Origin of the sequence: uncultured Cloacibacillus sp., assembly GCF_963926575.1 — a bacterium.
Classification (GTDB): Bacteria; Synergistota; Synergistia; order Synergistales; family Synergistaceae; genus Caccocola; species Caccocola faecigallinarum.
In genome coordinates this window covers 1-17,128 of record NZ_CAWUXW010000002.1, presented here as the reverse complement: position 1 = coordinate 17,128, position 17,128 = coordinate 1, and the positions used below count along the sequence as shown (strand labels likewise).

Annotated in this window: 16 protein-coding genes; 8 read left to right on the top strand and 8 right to left on the bottom strand. The window is 60.0% G+C overall.

The window, feature by feature from the left end:
- The first annotated feature begins 184 nt into the window (after positions 1–184).
- Genes ABGT66_RS02740 through ABGT66_RS02715 form a run of 6 tightly spaced genes read left to right on the top strand, consistent with a single transcriptional unit; the run spans position 185 to position 6,151 of the window.
- Positions 185–763, top strand: coding sequence for a LacI family DNA-binding transcriptional regulator (locus ABGT66_RS02740; RefSeq protein WP_294193767.1), 579 nt, complete (start codon positions 185–187; stop codon positions 761–763).
- Complete coding sequence (locus tag ABGT66_RS02735) at positions 760–2,430, top strand: ABC transporter substrate-binding protein (RefSeq protein ID WP_346689227.1); 1,671 nt, start codon at positions 760–762, stop codon at positions 2,428–2,430. Before ABGT66_RS02740 ends, ABGT66_RS02735 begins: the two co-directional genes overlap by 4 nt.
- Positions 2,427–3,401: an ABC transporter permease gene (locus ABGT66_RS02730; protein ID WP_346688684.1), complete on the top strand. Its 975-nt coding sequence runs from the start codon at positions 2,427–2,429 to the stop codon at positions 3,399–3,401. The genes ABGT66_RS02735 and ABGT66_RS02730 overlap by 4 nt, the downstream gene beginning before the upstream one ends.
- Positions 3,398–4,573: an ABC transporter permease gene (locus ABGT66_RS02725; RefSeq protein ID WP_346688682.1), complete on the top strand. Its 1,176-nt coding sequence runs from the start codon at positions 3,398–3,400 to the stop codon at positions 4,571–4,573. The genes ABGT66_RS02730 and ABGT66_RS02725 overlap by 4 nt, the downstream gene beginning before the upstream one ends.
- The gene (locus ABGT66_RS02720) at positions 4,570–5,334 is read left to right on the top strand and encodes an ABC transporter ATP-binding protein (RefSeq protein WP_346688680.1); all 765 of its coding nucleotides are present in this window, start codon (positions 4,570–4,572) and stop codon (positions 5,332–5,334) included. The genes ABGT66_RS02725 and ABGT66_RS02720 overlap by 4 nt, the downstream gene beginning before the upstream one ends.
- A 10-nt stretch (positions 5,335–5,344) precedes the next feature.
- Positions 5,345–6,151 carry an ABC transporter ATP-binding protein gene (locus ABGT66_RS02715; RefSeq protein WP_346688678.1) on the top strand — a complete coding sequence of 269 codons (807 nt, stop codon included), beginning with the start codon at positions 5,345–5,347 and terminating at the stop codon, positions 6,149–6,151.
- 258 nt (positions 6,152–6,409) lie between these two features.
- On the opposite strand, the gene ABGT66_RS02710 is transcribed toward ABGT66_RS02715, so the two are convergent.
- From ABGT66_RS02710 to ABGT66_RS02695, 4 genes are all read right to left on the bottom strand, one after another.
- On the bottom strand, positions 6,410–7,006 hold the full coding sequence (locus ABGT66_RS02710) for a lactate utilization protein (RefSeq protein ID WP_346688676.1): 597 nt from the start codon (positions 7,004–7,006) through the stop codon (positions 6,410–6,412).
- Positions 7,007–7,148: 142 nt separating this feature from the next.
- Positions 7,149–8,807: a phosphoenolpyruvate carboxykinase (ATP) gene (locus ABGT66_RS02705; RefSeq protein ID WP_346688674.1), complete on the bottom strand. Its 1,659-nt coding sequence runs from the start codon at positions 8,805–8,807 to the stop codon at positions 7,149–7,151.
- Between the two features lie 217 nt (positions 8,808–9,024).
- Positions 9,025–10,341, bottom strand: a complete 1,317-nt coding sequence (locus ABGT66_RS02700) for an outer membrane protein transport protein (RefSeq protein ID WP_346688672.1) — start codon at positions 10,339–10,341, stop codon at positions 9,025–9,027.
- A 27-nt stretch (positions 10,342–10,368) separates the two neighbouring features.
- Entirely contained in the window at positions 10,369–10,818 is a 450-nt protein-coding gene (locus ABGT66_RS02695; RefSeq protein WP_294193791.1) for an Rrf2 family transcriptional regulator, read from the bottom strand.
- 216 nt (positions 10,819–11,034) lie between these two features.
- On the opposite strand from ABGT66_RS02695, the gene ABGT66_RS02690 reads away from it, so the two are divergent.
- Positions 11,035–11,322: a hypothetical protein gene (locus ABGT66_RS02690; protein WP_303149731.1), complete on the top strand. Its 288-nt coding sequence runs from the start codon at positions 11,035–11,037 to the stop codon at positions 11,320–11,322.
- A gap of 71 nt (positions 11,323–11,393) precedes the next feature.
- Complete coding sequence (locus ABGT66_RS02685; protein ID WP_346688670.1) at positions 11,394–12,239, top strand: aminotransferase class IV; 846 nt, start codon at positions 11,394–11,396, stop codon at positions 12,237–12,239.
- Positions 12,240–12,335: 96 nt separating this feature from the next.
- Here ABGT66_RS02685 and ABGT66_RS02680 read toward each other — a convergent pair whose 3' ends face one another.
- The 4 genes from ABGT66_RS02680 to ABGT66_RS02665 all read right to left on the bottom strand — a co-directional run.
- Positions 12,336–13,391, bottom strand: a complete 1,056-nt coding sequence (locus ABGT66_RS02680; RefSeq protein WP_346688668.1) for an ABC transporter ATP-binding protein — start codon at positions 13,389–13,391, stop codon at positions 12,336–12,338.
- A 2-nt stretch (positions 13,392–13,393) separates the two neighbouring features.
- The gene (locus ABGT66_RS02675; protein ID WP_346688667.1) at positions 13,394–15,106 is read right to left on the bottom strand and encodes an iron ABC transporter permease; all 1,713 of its coding nucleotides are present in this window, start codon (positions 15,104–15,106) and stop codon (positions 13,394–13,396) included.
- Complete coding sequence (locus ABGT66_RS02670) at positions 15,099–16,199, bottom strand: ABC transporter ATP-binding protein (RefSeq protein ID WP_346688665.1); 1,101 nt, start codon at positions 16,197–16,199, stop codon at positions 15,099–15,101. The genes ABGT66_RS02675 and ABGT66_RS02670 overlap by 8 nt, the downstream gene beginning before the upstream one ends.
- 132 nt (positions 16,200–16,331) lie before the next feature.
- Positions 16,332–17,128: extracellular solute-binding protein (locus tag ABGT66_RS02665; protein ID WP_346688663.1), on the bottom strand; the 797-nt coding region annotated here is incomplete at its 5' end.

Below are 17,128 nucleotides of genomic sequence, written 5' to 3'. Positions count from 1 at the left end.
TTGTTTTAATAACTTAATAACATGGTATTGTTGCTGATATGAATATTATCATACATAAATGTAAAAATCAATACACAAACTTTTTCGAATTTATCTTAATGTATAAACTGTGATATCGAGAATATTTACCTCTCACATTACCTCTGCTATAATTCATTCAATCGGTTGCATAAGAGGTGTCGCAATGAGGGTCACTATGCAGGACGTGGCGGACCGCGCCGGGGTGGACAAGGCCACGGTGAGCCGCGTGCTTCGCGGGGATCACAGAATTTCCGAAAAAACAAAGATAAAGGTGATGGAGAGCGTGCGGGCGCTCGATTACCGGCTTGACCGCAACGCGCGCAATCTTTCGACGAAGAGCAGCGGACTTGCTGGCGTCGTCGTGCGCGACCTTACGGAGCCGTGGGCCGGCGCTTTCGTCGCGGGGCTCGAGCGCGCGCTGTCGAACTCGGGCTACGACGTGATACTGAAATCTACGGACGGCGCGGACGTGCGCGCGAGGCGCGCCGCCGAGGCGCTTGACGGACTCGGCGCGGAGGGGGTAATCTGGTGCGACGGGGAGAATTTCCCGGGCGCGCTTTCGATGCCGGCGCTCTGCTTCGGCTTCACGCGCGAGGGCTTTCACTCGCTCGTGATGGAGGAGGGCGGCGCGCCGTCGTTTGAGACGGGCGTGCTCGCGGCGAGGCTCCTGCTGAAAATCATCGCGGGCAAGCCGGTTCCGGGAAGGGAGCTGCGGCTCAAGGCCCCCGAAAAAGAGGACTGAGCGCTATAAAATTTCTGCTTGCGGCGCTCGCGGCGCTTTCGCTCTTCATCGCGGCGGAGGCGCGCGCGGCCGAACGGATAGACGTAAATTCGATACGCGGGCCGAAGCTCGAGGAGCTTTCGATGCTCATTATAACGAACCCCGACGCGCAGATACTCGCCGCCGAGGCGGGCGAGCTGGACATACTGAGCGACATTGCGCGGCCGTCGGACATCGACAGGCTCGGCGCGGACCCGAAGCTGAAAATGTCGCTCGCACGCGGAATGCACGCCTTTTTCCTTCTTCTCAACAACAAGAATTTCCCGTGGGACGACGCCGTCGTGCGCCGCGCTGCGGCCATGTCGATAGACCGCGGCGCGATTGTGCGCATGATTTTCTCGGGCTACTGCGAGCCGATAAATTCGTGGCTGCCTCCGGTCTCGCCGTGGGCGCTCGCGAACAGCTCGCGCGACATATACGACCCCGAGGGCGCGGCAAAGCTGCTCGCGGAGCGCGGATATACGCGCGACATGACTGGCGCGCTGCGTTCGCCGGACGGACGGCCCTTCCCCAAGATGAAGATTCTGACGCCGCTCGCGCGTCTCGCGCCGACGACGGCGGAGCTGGCGGAGCTTATCGCCGGTTCGCTGACGGCGGCGGGCTTCCCCGCCGAGACGGAGCCGATGGATTTTTCGACGATGATCGCGCGCCTCGACCGCAAGGAGTACGACATGGCGGTGCTCGCGTGGGGCATGGGGCGCAACCCCGATTCGCTCTACTCCTTCTATCACAGCTCGATGGACTTCCCGGGCGGCTACAACATGACGGGCGTGCGCGACGCGCGCCTCGACGCGGCGCTCGAACGGCTGCGCTTCGCGCCCGACGAGGCTGCGGCGCGCGAGGCTTCGCGCGAGGCGCAGGAGCTTCTCGCCGAGCTTATGCCCTCCGTACCTATCTACAGCCGCATCTCGGTCGCCGCGATTTCGAGCGGCTGGAAAAACGTATTCACAACCGAAAAAATCACCGCCGACAATATGTGGACGCTGCTGACCGCGGAGCCCGCTGACGGCAAAATGCGCCCGCTGCGTATGCTGCTCTCCGAGGAGCCGCGCAATCTCAACCCGTTCACCGCTTCGTCGGCATATTCGTGGCAGGTACTCGGCATGATTTACGAGACGATGCTCGGCACCGACCCGTACACGCTCGAGGACATGCCGGCGCTCGCGGAGTCGTGGAGCGTTCGCACGGCGGGCGATGGCGATGCGCGCCATACTGAGCTCGTGTTCAGGCTCAAGCGCGGCCTCAAATGGAGCGACGGCTCGCCGCTGACGGCGCGCGACATGAAGGCATCGGTCGATTTTATCAAGTCGAACAAGCTGCCGCGATTTTTCGACAGCGTCAAGAACGTGCGCCGCACCGAGACGCCCGACGACTACACGCTGCGCGTCGTGATGGAGGGCGTCAGCTACTGGTATCTCGACAACATCGGCGGCCTGCCCTGCTTCCCGAAGAAGGTGCTCGACAGGGTGACGGACTGGCAGAACTGGGACCCGCTGTCGGAGGACGCGAAGTTCGGCCCGCGCGGGCTGCTCGGCTGCGGGCCGTTCACGCTCGAAAGCTATAAGCCCGGCGAGTACGTCATGATGCGGCGCAATCCGCATTACAGGCTCTTGGAGGGGACGCGATGAGCCGCCGCTGGCTGCTGCGCCGCGTCGCTTCGTCGCTTGTCGTGCTCGCGGCGGTGCTGGTGCTGAATTTCCTGCTCTTCCGCCTGATGCCCGGCGACGCCGTCAGCTCGATAATCGACCCGTCGTTCTCGCCCGAGGCGAAGGCGAACCTGCGCGCGCTCTACGGCCTCGACAGGCCGCTCTGGGAGCAGTTCGTCATATATATCAAGCAGATGCTGACCTTCAGCTTCGGCCTCTCGTTCATGAGCCGCCGCCCCGTCTGGGACGAGCTGCTCTCGCGGCTGCCCGTGACGCTGACGCTTACGGTCTCGTCGATGCTGATATCCTCGCTGCTCGGTACGTGGCTCGGCGTAAAGGCCGCCGTCAACCGCGGAAAATTCGCGGAGAAGCTCGTGCTGCGCGCCTCCGCGCTGACCTCGTCTTTCCCCGGATTTTTCGTGCAGCTCGTGCTGCTTATGATATTCGCGCGCGCCCTGCCGCTCTTCCCGCTGCGCGGCACGCTCTCAGTGCCGCCGCCGGACGGCGGCTTCGCGCTCGCGGCGGACTATATCTGGCACATGGCGCTGCCGGTGCTCTCGCTCTCGCTGATGGGCTTCGGCAGCTGGGCGCTCTACGTGCGCAACCTCATGGTGCGCGCGATGAACGAGGATTTCGCGCTGATGGCGCGAGCGCGCGGACTTTCGCGCCCGCGCGTCGTCTGGCACGCATTCCGCACGATTCTGCCGCCGGTCGTGACGATTCTGCTGATGTCGGTGCCGGGGCTCGTTTCGGGCGCGGTCATCACGGAGTCGGTCTTTTCGCTGCACGGCATAGGGACGTTCCTGCTTGAGGCGATTTCCGGCAGCGACTACCCGAGCGCGGGCGCGGCCTTCTACCTGCTCGCGCTGATAACGGTGACGTGCAACCTGCTTGCGGATATAGTCTGCGGCCTCGTCGACCCGCGCGTGAGAATCGAGGGACGCAAAGAATGAAAGACATTTTGTCGCGTAAAAGCGTCATCGCCTTCATTCTGCTTGCGCTCTTGGGCGCTTTCGGCCCGGCGCTCTTGCCGCGCTCGCCCTACGAATTCGCGGGAGCGCCCTTCGCGCGCCCCGTCTGGTGGCGCTCAGGCTCGCTTCCCGCGAACGTCTCATACGATTTGACGGCGGCGGAAACTTCCGTCAGATGGGACAAAAAGCCGCCCGCGATATTCGCGCTCGCAGGTACTGTAACGACGCGCCCCGAGGCGGACGTTTCGATAATCTGGCGGACGCCTGAGCGCGACTATAAACTTACGGAGATGAGCGGAGAGTCCGAATACTGGCTGAACCTCGACGGGCGCGACATGATTTTCAAGCAGGCGCTCGGCCTGCCGCTTATCAGCAGAAGCGTCGACTACCTCTTCCCCTGCGCGGGAGAATACAAGCTCATCGTTCGCGGCGCGGATTCCGTCTCGCTGCGGCTTTCGATGCCCGGCGAGCGCTGCGGCCTGCTCGGCACCGACCAGCGCGGGCGCGACGTTTTCACGCTGCTGATATACGGCATTCGCGCGTCGCTCATAATCGGCGTCAGCGCGACGCTCATCGCGAGCCTGCTCGGGATGTCGCTCGGCCTCGTGGCGGGCTACGCGGGCGGCCTCTGCGACGCGCTCATCATGCGCGCCGTCGACATACTGATGTCCATCCCGACGCTGCCGATTCTGATGGTCCTCGCGGGAATCTGGGGCAAGGGGCTATGGCAGCTCGTTCTGATACTTTCGATATTCTCGTGGATGGGCACGGCGCGAAGCGTGCGCGCGCTCGTCCTGACGCTGCGCGAAAGCCAGTGGGTGGAGTCTCTGCGCGCGCTCGGCGCGAAGCGCAGCTACATACTCGCGCGCCATCTCGTGCCCGAGACCGCCCCCGTGCTGCTTGCGAACATCGCGCTCGGCGTGCCCGGCGCGATACTCGCCGAGGCTGGGCTCGCCTTCCTCGGCCTCTCCGACCCGCGGCTCATCTCGTGGGGGCGTATGCTGCACGAGGCGCATTCCTTCGGCGCGTTCACCGAGGGCGCGTGGTGGCTGCTGCTGCCGCCCGGCTTCGGAATCGTCGCCGTCTGCCTTATCTTTATGGACATAGGCAAATTCCTCGAAGAAAAGATAGATCCGAGGCTCGGCAAGAAATGATGCTCGAAGTCAGAAATTTAACTGTGACATACGACGCGCGCGGCGCGGCGAACGAAGCTGTGAAGAACGTATCCTTCGCCGTCGCGGAGAACTCCTTCTGCGGCCTCATAGGAGAGTCGGGAAGCGGCAAAAGCACGGTGCTGATGACGCTGCTCGGCCTGCTGCCCGCGGGAGCCGAGGCGCGCGGCGAAATTTTATACAAGGGGCGGAACATCCTCGGCCTGCCCGAAGACGGACTGCGGAAGCTGCGCCAGCGCGAAATAGCGCTCGTGCCGCAGGGAGCGCTGAACTCCTTCACGCCGGTAATGACGATAGGCCGCCACATAAAAGAGGTGCTCGAAGTGCATCTCGGGATAAAAGGCGAGGAGGCGGAACGGCGCGCCGCGGAGCTACTCGGCGAGGTCGAGCTTCCCGCGGACATAGCGCACCGCTACCCGCACGAGCTCTCCGGCGGGCAGAAACAGCGCGCCGCGATTGCGCTCGCCCTCTCCTGCGAACCGGGGCTGGTGCTCGCCGACGAACCGACGACGGCGCTCGACGTGATAACGCAGGCGGCGATTCTGCGCCTTCTCGAAAAGCTGCGCCGCGAGAAGAACCTTACGATACTGCTCGTGACGCACGACCTGCCGATGGCGGCCTCGGCCTGTTCGGAGCTTTTCGTGATGAAGGACGGGCGGCTGATAGAGAGCGGCGCGCCGCGGGATTTGATACGCGCGCCGAAGGAAGAGCACACGAAGGCGCTCATCGCCGCGATGCTCTGAGGAACGAAAAATGACGGCTGAACCTATTCTTGAGATAAAAGACCTGACGGTCGAATTCAAATCGCGCGGCGCGAAAAGCCACACAGCGCTAGACGGCGTCAGCCTCTCGCTCGCTGGCGGCGGCGCGGCGCTCGCGATAGTCGGCGAATCCGGCAGCGGCAAAAGCACGCTGCTGCGCTCGGCGATAGGGCTGATTCCGCAGAAATCCGGAAGCGTCAAACTTTTCGGAAAAGAGCTGAACGCAGCGCCCGCGCGCGAACTCACCGCGCTGCGCCGCCGCTGCGGCTACGTGCCGCAGGACCCATACGGCGCTCTGCCGCCGGGCCTGTCGGTCATAGACGCGGTGACGGAGCCCGAGATAATAGCGGGCGTCAAACGCCCGAAGGCGGAGCGGCGCGAGCGCGCGAAGGAGCTTCTCGCCGAGTTCGGCCTCACCGACGAACGGATATTCGCATCGCGCGCCGTCGGCCTCTCCGGCGGACAGCGCCAGCGCGTCGAGCTCGCGCGCGCCCTCATGCTCGGGCCGGAGCTGCTGCTCTGCGACGAGCCGACCTCGATGCAGGACGCCTCGACGCGCGGCGAGATAATCGAAGCTCTGCGCCGCCGCACCGCGACAGGCATGTCGATGCTCTTCGTAACCCACGACCTGCGCCTCGCCGCCTTCGCCGCGGAAGAGATAATCGTCCTCAAAGACGGCAAAATCTGCGAAAGCGGCCCCTCGCGCGAAATAATGCAGACTCCGCGTCACCCGTACACAAAGGCGCTGATAGACGCGCTGCCGAGGCTGCCGGAGGCTTATAGTCGCTTAACTTTATAACAAAACCTATGTCGCCCTGGAAATCTTCTGTCCAGGGCCTCCATCCTAATCGTTAGAGGCTACAACGAAGCGTATACGTTGCCTTGTCGCCCCTAACGTTTACCACGGAGATTCCTGCCAGAAGATTGCAGGAATGACATAATGTGTTTTGTTGTTTGGTTATGGTTAAGCGACTATAAACTCGAGGCATATAAAAAACGGGCGGCTCCGCATTGGTGCCGCCCGAAATTTTTCTGCAATTCTTCGTTAAACTTCGACTTACAGCCCGTGTTCTTCGTCTATAAGTATAACCTCGGCTTCGGAGCCCATCATCGGGCCCCAGAGGGTCGTCATGCCGCGGCATATTCTTCCGGCTGCGCGGCAGTCGTAGCAGCGGTCGGCCTTTTCGGCGCAGGGCGTCTTGGCTCCGAGCTGCTGCGCGCGGCGCGGCGAGGCGACGTTACGCGCGCGGTGGACGGCGCTTTCGTAGTCGGCGGTCAGTTTATTGCGGCCGATTATGAAATAGACCTTTTTGTGGCCGAAGAGCGTCGCGGCCACGCGGTTGCCTACGCCGTCGATGTTTACGATTTCGCCGCTTTCGGCGAGCGCGTTGGCCGACGTTATATAGAAGTCCGTCGTCATGGCCTTTTTGCGCACGTCGGCGCCCTCCTGCTTCCAGTGCCAGATCACCGTGTTGTGCTTTTCGAGCAGCTCGTAGAGCCCGAGCTCCTGTGCCGTCGCGCAGCCGCCTATGCCGACGGTCGCGCCGTCGATTTCGCCGTCGAGGTAGGCCGCGGCCTCCGCGCCGGTCGCGAAGACCTTCACCGTATATCCTCTCTCCTTCAGCGCCTTTTCAACCTTTGAAAAATCCGCCATGCTTCACACCCCTTTGATAAAAATTCAACACACACTGAAATTTTACTCTCTTGCGGCTGATACGTAAAACGCGCGGCGCGAGGACGCGAAAAAGCCGCGGACGGCGAGCGCCCGCGGCTTTTGTGATTTCTGCCGAAACAGCTTACTTTATGTTCGAGATTACCTTTTCGAGAGCGTCTATCGCGTCCTGCGGCAGCTTGTCTATTCCGCCCTTCTCCGTCTCGCGCGACTTGACGAACTTCATGCGGTCGTTCATTCTGTTGATGAACTGCTGCTTGTAGTTCGCGTCGCTGAAGTCGGGGACGAAGCCCTCTATCTCCATTATCTCCATTCCGGGGATTTCGTTGAGCGGCTTCCATTCCGCGCTGTCCTCGACTATCTTCTCGATTATCTCAAGCGTCATTTCCTTCGGTATCTTCTTGTCCATGAAGAAGCCGGTGTTGATGATGTAGCAGGCCACGCCGTCCTCAAAGAGCGAGCGGAAGCGCGTGTAGTCCATCTCGAGCGGATAGGTGCGGAACGGGTTCGCGTAGCACTCGATGACGAGGGCGTCGGGGTCGACTCCGGGGGCGAGGCGCTCCGCGGAGGTGCGCTTGGTCGCGAGCGTCGAGCCCATGACGGCGGCGAGCGACGCGCCGGTGAGCTTCACGACCGGCGGGAGCGTCGGGTCCTTCATGAGCCAGCATATCGCGTCGAGCGGCTCGTCGATTCTGTCTATTCTGTTCGGCGTCCAGAGCTTCGACTTGACCGCGCGGCCGTTGCCGTTGCGCACGTCTTCGCCGACGACGACCGTCTTGCCGTCCTGCGTCGTCGTCACGCCGCAGTTCTGGAGCGAGAGCAGATATTTGTTGTCGGGGCAGCCGAACGGATAGTCCTGCATTTTGTCGAAGTAGGACGGCTCGAGCGCTATGGCGTACTTGTCCTTGACGTTGACGATGAGCGCGTCGTCGTGCAGCACCGTGACGTCGTACTTGCCGCCGTGCTTCGCGTGCGTGATGGTGGACTTGCCGGAGCCGGAGAGTCCGAAAACCGCGAGGACGAACTTCTTATTGCTTCCGTCCTTGAGCGTGTAGCGCTTGAGTCCGCCGTGGCAGGAGGCGTAGCCGTTGCGCGCAGCGATGCCCCAGCCGAGGGTCAGCGTGCCCTTCTTGTATTCGCCGAAGTAGCGCATGCCGAGGATGGCGGCGCAGTTCTGCTCGGGCGAGAAGAAGGCGAGGCCGAGCGGATAGTCGGGGTGCGTCCAGTACGGGTCGGCGAAGACGTAGATGTCGCCGTCGTTCGCGAGCGGGCGCGACTTCTCGTAGCGCTTCGCGTACTCTTCGTTGATGTACTGGAAGTTGAGCATCCAGCTGTAAAGGTTGTTCTCAAAGCCCTCGGGGATCATGAGATGGGCCTTGACCATGAAGTCCTCGTCGAGCCCGATGATGGCCTCGGCGCGGTAGTATTTGCGGAAGCGCGAGTTGTAGACGGCTTCGCGCAGGAGCGCCGCCATCTCCGTAACGTTGACGTTCGGCTCGCCGATTATGCGGCGCGCCGCGGCGCAGCGTCCGTAGACCGCTCCGTCGTTGAAGAGAAGGACGTTGGCCCCTTCCGGCAGTCCGAGCTCGACCGGCTTGTAGACCGGCATACCGGTAAGCTCAATCGTCCCCGGGCTGTTCTTCGCCAGCTCGTAGGCCTCTTTCAGGTCCTCGATGCGGCGAATGTTGTTCCCGTAGAAAGCGGTCTCTATCGTCGATCTGATCGGTATAGAGTTGAGACGCTTAAAGCTGTCGAGATCCACAAAATGTTCCTGAGTCGCCATGCAATGTCCCTCCTAATTTGTCCCGGCCGCCTTTATCCTCATCGTGAAAAAAGGAATAAATTAACGAACCGTCAATGCCTGCGTAACATATCCGTAGCATACACCAATATTTGTAATTGACAATAGTTTTTTTACAAAATACACAATTTCTGAATATTAAAAAAAGCGGCCCCCTTTTTGAGAGCCGCCGGTAAGTCAAAGCTATAACGTAAGGTAATTACTTAAGCTTGATCGTGTAGCCGAGCGAGATGACCTGCGTGAAGCCGTCGAATATCTCGGAGGACTGGTAGTCCGCGCCTGGCGAGACGCGCGACTGCGTTTCACGGCTATCGGCCCAAATTCCGGTGTAGGCGAAGACGATTTCGTGATTTTCCTTGAAGCGGTACTTGAAGCCTAAGCTTCCGCGGTGGCGGTCGCCGGTCGGAACGGTGAAGTCCATCGTGCTGTCCGGTATCGGGCTCTCGTCAAAGACGTAGCCGGCGAGGATGCTCCACTGCTTGCTGAGCTTATGCTCAATACCTATACCGTAACGCCAGCAGGCTTCCCAGTTCTTTTCATTTTTTGAGTATGGCAATGATACACTTCCTATGCTAGGTATGCTGATTGTCGGTACGGGATTAAAGTATATATCAAGGTCTCTGTATGTTTCCCAATTAGTCCAAACTGCGTTAAGTTCAACTCGTGTTCTATCATTGAATTTATGCCCAAGACCGATTGATACAGAGTCAGGAAGTGTAACCGTGCCGCTAGCCCCTGTACTTATCCCCATGCCGCCCATACCGAAAGCTATATCTGCGTCATCCATAGTGTGCTTTATCCTAGAGCGATAAGTTACAGCTAATGATGTTTTTTCATTAAAATCATACATGAGTGACGCGAGCCAACCGACATTAACAGTATCGCCCTCAAGGTCTGTACCAATATCACCTATTCCCATTCCAGGGGCAAGAGCAGCTCCTGGCAACGATTTTCTCATCCTCAACTTTACATAATTTATATCAAGCCCAACTGCGGCAGAAAGTTTATCTCCAATTTTGAACGCATACGTCGGCTGAACGGTAAAGCCCTTTATGCCGGAAAAGATTGTGTCGTAGCGTCCGGGCCACAGGTCATCATATTCAATTTGATTACCAAAGCGCGAGAACATCGCGATACCCCACCACGAATTTTTTCCAGCTTTCGTCGCATAGTACATATAAGGGATAACGGCAGGGTCATACTCATTTTCCCAAACCTCATTCTGTCCATGACCGCCGACAAGAGGGCCTAACTGTCTAAACAGCACCTTCGTATCCGGATTGACCAAGCTGGCGCCGATGCTGAAGTATGTTCCGTCGAGCTTCGTTATCTGCGCGGGGTTGTAGGCGAGGACGGACGGGTCCTCTTCGCCGAACATATACGCTTCGCCCATCGCCGTTCCCGCGGCGCTCCATTCGTAGACGCCGAAGCCTTCCGCGAACGCGGCGGACGACGCGCAGGCCGTGAGTGCCGCGGCGGATAACAGCGCCAACAATTTCCTTCTGACGTTGACCAATTACAACAATCCTTCCCTAAGAAATTTTTATTTTGCTATGTGCCCGAAGTTCGGGTGTTTCTGCCCGAGGCTCGGGGTTATCACCGAAATCTCTATGCTCACGTCGCGGCCGCTCGCATAGTACGAGGCGAAGTCCGCGAGCGTGCGCGACGCGAGGTAGCGCAGGAACGCGCGCGACAACTCGTTCACCATGTCTGCGATGAAGCATTTTTTGCCGCGGCAGCCCTCGAACGAACATTCGTGCGATTCAAAGGGGCCGCCGAGAAGCTCGAATATCGGATAAAGCGGGGTCTCCGACGGCACGCAGTTGAGCTTGTAGCCGCCGCCGGGGCCGCGGACGGATTTGATGAGGCCGCCTTTGTTGAGACGCTGGAGCACCTTCGACAGGTGCGGCTCCGACGTGCCTATCGCCGCGGCGACCTGCTGCGTCGTCAGACAGCGGTCGGGCTCTTTCGCAAGCTCGCCGAGCGCGTGCAGTCCGAGCAGCAGCGGCTCAGGCAGATCTACAATTGGATTCAGCTTCCTCTCCTCCTCCGCAGAGTAATGGAATTGTGGATATTGTATTCCACCTTTATTTTGCGGTCAAGCGCCGCGATGAAAATTTTTCCGCGCGTATTCCCCGCGCGCAAAACGTGCGATAATATGAGGATACGTCCGCCGCGCGGACGAAAAGCTCAAGGGAGGATTACGACAATGCCGTGGAGCAACATTCTCGAAGTCGTCATGCTGATATGCTTCGCCGCCGCGTGGCCCGCGTCGATTCACAAATCGTGGGCAAGCCGCACGAGGAAGGGAAAGAGCCTCGCCTTTATGATGATCGTCCTCGTCGGCTACATCGCCGGCATCGCGAAGGTGCTCGTGAGCCATACGGCCATCTATATGCTCATCCCCTACACACTGAACACGACGCTCGTGCTCTGCGACCTCGCGCTCTATTACAGGAACTACAGGATAGACAGCGGGCTTCACGTGCCTTTTTAGCGCCGCGTCTTGCAAGCGCGGCGTTTAGCGCTATACTCTTATGCGACGACTGACGAAGGAAGGAAATTTCTATGGCAATTTGTTATTACAACGGTAAATACGCGCCGATAGCGGAATGCTCGCTGCCCGTGACGGATCTCGTCATACAGCGCGGCGTCGGCACGTTCGAATCGATAAGGGTATACGAGGGCAGGACCTTCGCGATGGCGCAGCACCTCGAGCGCCTCGCGGGCAGCACCGAGGGCGCGGGCATCAAGGCTGCGGAGATAATAGCGAAGCTCCCGGAGATTATCCGCGAAGGGCTCGCGAGGCCCGAGGTCAAGGGCTTCGACGGGATAGTGAAGCCCTACATCACGGGCGGCGACGTGAACGACAACGGCACGTTCCCGCATCCGCGCTTCTTCGTCGTCTTCGACGAGAACATCCACAAGCCGACCGCGGAGGAGATGAAGAACGGCATCGCGCTCGAGCCGAACCGCGTCGCGCGCCCCTACCCGCTCATCAAGAGCACGAACTATCTTTTCGGCTTCATCCCGCTCGCCAAGACGTCGAAGACGAATTTCGAATCGCTCTACATTACGCCCGAGGGCGAGATAACCGAGGCGATGAGCAGCAACTTCTTCCTCTGCAAGGAGGGCAAGATCATCACCGCGCCGGTTGGCCGCGTCCTGAAGGGCGTGACGCGCGACATCATCCTCACGCTCGCGCGCGAAAACGGCTTCACCGTCGAGGAGCGCTGCCCGCGCGAGGAGGAGCTGGCGCAGGCCGACGAAGCCTTCATCACCGGCTCCGTCAAGGAAATCCTCCCCGTCGTGCGCGTCGGCTCGCAGAAGATAGGCTCAGGCCGCCCCGGCCCCGCCGTCCAGAGGCTCCAGCACATCTTCCTCCAGAACATGCCGAAGTGGCTGGATAAGTAACGAAGTCCGAAAACTCAGAACAGACTCAACGATAAGAAAAAGGGCCGCTGACGCGGCCCTTTTTGCTGTGTTATGTCTCTTTTCTCCAATTTCCCGCTATTCGTACCAGACTACGCGCGGGATTGCAATCGAGCAGGCGTGGCCGACTTCGAGGCGCGGCTCGCGGCGGCTCTTTTCCACTCGGATTTCCTGGTTGCCGACCTTCACTATGTAGTCTACTGTCTCGCCGAGGTAGGCCATGCGGTCTATGACGCCGCGCACGCCTTCGCCCTCGGGGACGAATTTCACGTCGGAGGGGCGGCAGGCGAGCGTCGCAGACGGCGCGCCAGCGAATTCCTGCGGTATCTCAGTCGCCAAGGCTCCAGCCTCGGGCGCGCTTTCTACGACGGCGCGTCCGCCGTCAAGCTTGACCTTGATGAAGTTCGAGAGGCCGATGAAGCTGAAGACGAACTGGTTCTTCGGATGCGCGTAGATGTTGAGCGGCGTGTCTATCTGCATCGTGCGCCCGTCCTTCATGACCATGATGCGGTTCGAGAGCGCCATCGCTTCGGACTGGTCGTGCGTGACGAATATGATTGAGAAGTCATATTTGCGCTGAAGGTCCTTTATCTCGAAGCGCATCTCCTCGCGGAGGTGCGGGTCAAGGTTCGAGAGAGGCTCGTCGAGCAGCAGCAGCCCCGGGTTGATGGACAGCGCGCGCGCGAGCGCTATGCGCTGTTTTTCTCCGCCTGAGAGGTCGTTCGGGTAGAGCTGCGCCTGCTTCGTGAGGTTCGTGTTGGCGAGCGCCTGCTTCGTGCGTTCCTCTATCTCGGAGCGGCTGAGTTTCTTTATCTTGAGCGGGAAGGCGACGTTGTCGTAGACGGTCATGTGCGGCCAGACCGCGAAGGCCTGGAAGACCATTCCGAAGCCTCGGTGCTCCGGCGGGACGTAGAAGTTTTTCGCCTTCGACGACATCAGCTTGCCGCCGACTTCGATTTCGCCCTCGTCGAGGTCCTCGAAGCCCGCGACCATGCGCAGCGTCGTCGTCTTGCCGCAGCCGGAGGGGCCGAGGAAGGAGAAGCACTCGCCCTTTTCAATGGAGAGGTTGAGCTTGTCGACCGCGCGGACCGTGCCGAAGAGCTTCGTAACGTCTCTGAGTTCTACATAAGCCATGTTTACGCACCTCCGTTGTCAGCGCGGTGTTTCTTTTCAAAGAAGCGCTTGATGATTATTTCGCCGCCGACTATGAGAAGCAGCGCGACGCCCGCGAGGGCGCAGGCGTAGACCGTCTCGCCGTCCTCGTTCAGCGTGTATATCGCGACGCCTATCGTTCTCGTCGTAGGCCCGTAGAGCAGGACGGAGGTCGTCAGCTCGCGCAGCGCCGGCAGGAAGATGAGGAAGAACGCCGCCACCATGCCGGGGCGTATGAGCGGGATGACGATGTCGCGCAGCGACTGCCACGGCGTGGCGCCGCTCGCGCGGCTCGCCTCGACGAGCGAGTCGTGGACCTGTTCAAGCGCGGCGCTGTTGGACTTGAGCGAGAAGGCCATGTAGCGCGCGATGTAGGCGACGAAGATTATCCACGCCGTGTTGTAGATGTTGATTCCGAAGCGTCCGCTCCACGTCAGGATGACGCCGAGCGCGATGACCGTACCCGGAAGCGAGAAGGGCAGCATTCCGAGGAACTCGAGGAACCACTTGCCGCGGACCTTGAGCTTGACGAGGACGTAGGAGATGATTCCGCCCGCGATCATCGTGACGAAGGCCGCGGAGAGCGACAGATAGGTGGAGTTCCATATAGCGTCGCGCGTCAGCTTCCATTCAAAGAGGACGTAGCGGAAGTTGTCCCACGTCATGTTCTCAAGCGTCACAGGTACGCCGTAGGTCTTGAGCATGCCGACGATGAATATCGTTACGGTAGGCATGACGACGGTGATGAGCAGGTATATGCAGCAGAATATGAAGAGCGGCATACGCAGCCCGCGCAGCTTGAGCACCGTCGGGCGCACGCTCTTACCGGCGATTATCTGGAAGCGGCCGGACTTGATGACGCGGTTCTGAGCGTAGAGGATTATCGCCGCGGAGAGGACGAGGACGACGGAGAGGACCGTCGCCGCGCGTATTGCGGCGAAGCTGCCCGCGCTCTGGTGAATCAGCTCGTAAATCATCGTCGGTATCGTGTATATGCCGACGCCCGTGCCGAGGATGGCGGGCGTTCCGAAGTGCGAGAGCGAGTAGAGGCAGACGAGCAGCGCGCCCGCGACGACGGAGGGCATTATGAGCGGTATCGTTATCTTGCGCGTTATCGTGAAGAGCCCCGCACCCGATATGCGCGCCGACTCCTCAAGCGTCGGGTCCATGTGCTCTAGCGCTCCGCTGACCTGTATGAAGACGAACGGGAACAGGTACATGCTTTCTATAACGACTATGCCCCAGAAGCCGTAGACGTTGAAGAGCGGCTCGCGCGTCCCCCATAGTCCCATCCAGAATTGGTTGATGTACCCCGCTCGGGGCGAGAGCAGCATCTTCCACGCGATAGCCCCGATGAAGGCCGGGAGCATGAACGGGACGGTGAAGAGGACTTTCATCGTCTCCTTAAACGGCATATCCGTCCTCGTGACGAGCCATGCGAAGAGCGTGCCGACGACCGTGCATATCACCGTGACGCATATCGCTATCAGTATGGACATCTTGAGCGCTTGGAAGGTCTCTGGCTGCATTATCGTGTCGTAGACGGTCTGGAGGTTGAGCTGGCCGTCGACTATGAACGAGGTCCAGAAGATGAGTATGACCGGAAGCGCGACTATTACGACGAGGATGAGGACGGCGAGAAGGAATATAATTTCAGCCATCCCGAATTTTTTGCCGCCGTGGCTGTGGCTAGGCATCCTCTATCACTCCTTCCATTGTTCTCGCGTCGAATATAAGCTGGTTCGCAATGCGGACTCCGACGCGGTCTCCCTCTTCAAAGATAAGGTTGTGGTCTATCGCGTAGTGCGTCTCCATCTGGGAACGCAGCTCGTGTCCCGCGAAGTCTATGCGCTGGTCTACAATCGGGCCGAGCAGGTTGACGCGGCTGACCGTGGCCTCGACCATGCCCTGCGACGGATCGCGGAAGAGGTCGATGTCGGAGGGGCGGCATCCCATGACTGCGTCGGCGGGAAGCGGCTCTTTTATTTCATCGGCGAGCTTCGCGTCCGTGCCCTTGACGTAGAGCTTTCCGTCGCGGCCTTCCACCGGGAGCATATTCGCCACGCCCATGAAGCGGAATACGAAGGCGTTGACGGGATGCTCAAAGAGCTCCACAGGCGTGCCTATCTGACATATATTTCCGTGCTGGTCGAGCACCGCGAGGCGGTCGGAAATGGCGAGCGCTATTTCCTGGTCGTGCGTGACGTAGAGCACCGTAGCGCCCTTTCTCCTCTGCAGCGCGCGTATCTCAAAGCGCATCTCCTCGCGCAGGTTCGCGTCAAGGTTCGTCAGAGGCTCGTCGAGAAGCATTATCTTCGGCTCTGCGACGAGCGCACGGGCGAGCGCGACGCGCTGCTGCTGTCCGCCCGAGAGCTGAGACGGCAGACGTTCCTCGAGGCCGTTCAGGTTGACGCTGTTTATCGCGTCCTGCGTCCTCTTCGCCGCCTCGGCCTTGTCGACCTTCTGCATCTGAAGCGGATACATTACGTTCTCGCGCACCGTCATGTGAGGCCACACGGCGTAGTCCTGGAAGACGACGCCGAGGTTGCGCTCCTCGGGCGGCACCATTATCTTATCGGCGGGCGAGGACTGCACCTCGCCGCCTATCGATATGACGCCCGCATCCGGCGATTCGAAGCCCGCGATCATGCGCAGCATGACCGTCTTGCCGCAGCCGGAGGGGCCGAGCAGCGTAAAGCATTCGCCGTCGTTTATCGTGAGGTTGAGGTCTTTATAAACGACTTTCTTGCCGTAAGCCTTGCGCACATGCTCAAGTTTTACTTCAGCCAAGCAAATCTGCTCCTTTCATTTCAATGTTGGTGGGAAGAATTACGGGGAAGGCCGCAGAGTTTCGGCCTTCCCCGAACAATCAGCTTACTTTGGCGGAGCGTCCTTTACAGGCCGTCCGCAGTTCTGCGTCCCTTACTTGGCGGGGCGCATAATCTCCTTGAACTGCTTGATGAACGCTTCCTTGCCTTCGCCGCTCATCTTCTGGAAGTCGAGCTTTATGGCGTTGACGACCGCGTCGTGCGGCTTGGGCAGCGGGCTGCCTTCGGGGAGCGCAACGTCGTCGCGCACGGGCAGCGTGTAGTTGTTGGCTATAATCTGCTGGCCTTCCTTAGAAAGCACGAAGTCTACAAACTTCTGAGCCGCGGAGAGGTTCTTCGTTCCCTTGATGATGGCTATCGGGCTGGGGAGCACGACGGTCTCTTTCGGGTAAGCTATCGCGAGCGTCGCGCCCTTCTCTATCTTCGCCATCGCTATGTAGTCGACGCCGATGCAGGCCACGAGGTCGCCCATCGCAGTGTCGTCGACGACCTGGCCGGAGCCCTGGCTCATGATGCCGCCGTTCTTCTGCATATCCTTGAAGTAGTCCCAGCCGTAGAGGTTGACGAGGGCCGCCGCGCTGCCGTAGGCGGTGCCGGAGAGCGCCGGGTCGGCGACGCCGAAGGCGTCCTTATAGTCGGGGCCGAGAACGTCCTTCCACGAGGTCGGCGCAGTCTTGATGAAGCGGGTGTTGTAGATTATGCCGAGCGTTCCGTTGCGGGCCGGTGTGAAGTAGCCGTCGGGGTCTTCAACGGGGCTGTCGACGTACTGGGCTTCGGGCGACTTGTAGGCTTCGAGCACGCCCTGCTCCTTAAGCTGGTAGAAATCGGGGACTTCGCTGTGCCAGAGAACGTCCGCGACCATCGAGCCGGACTGACTCTGAGATAGCGCGT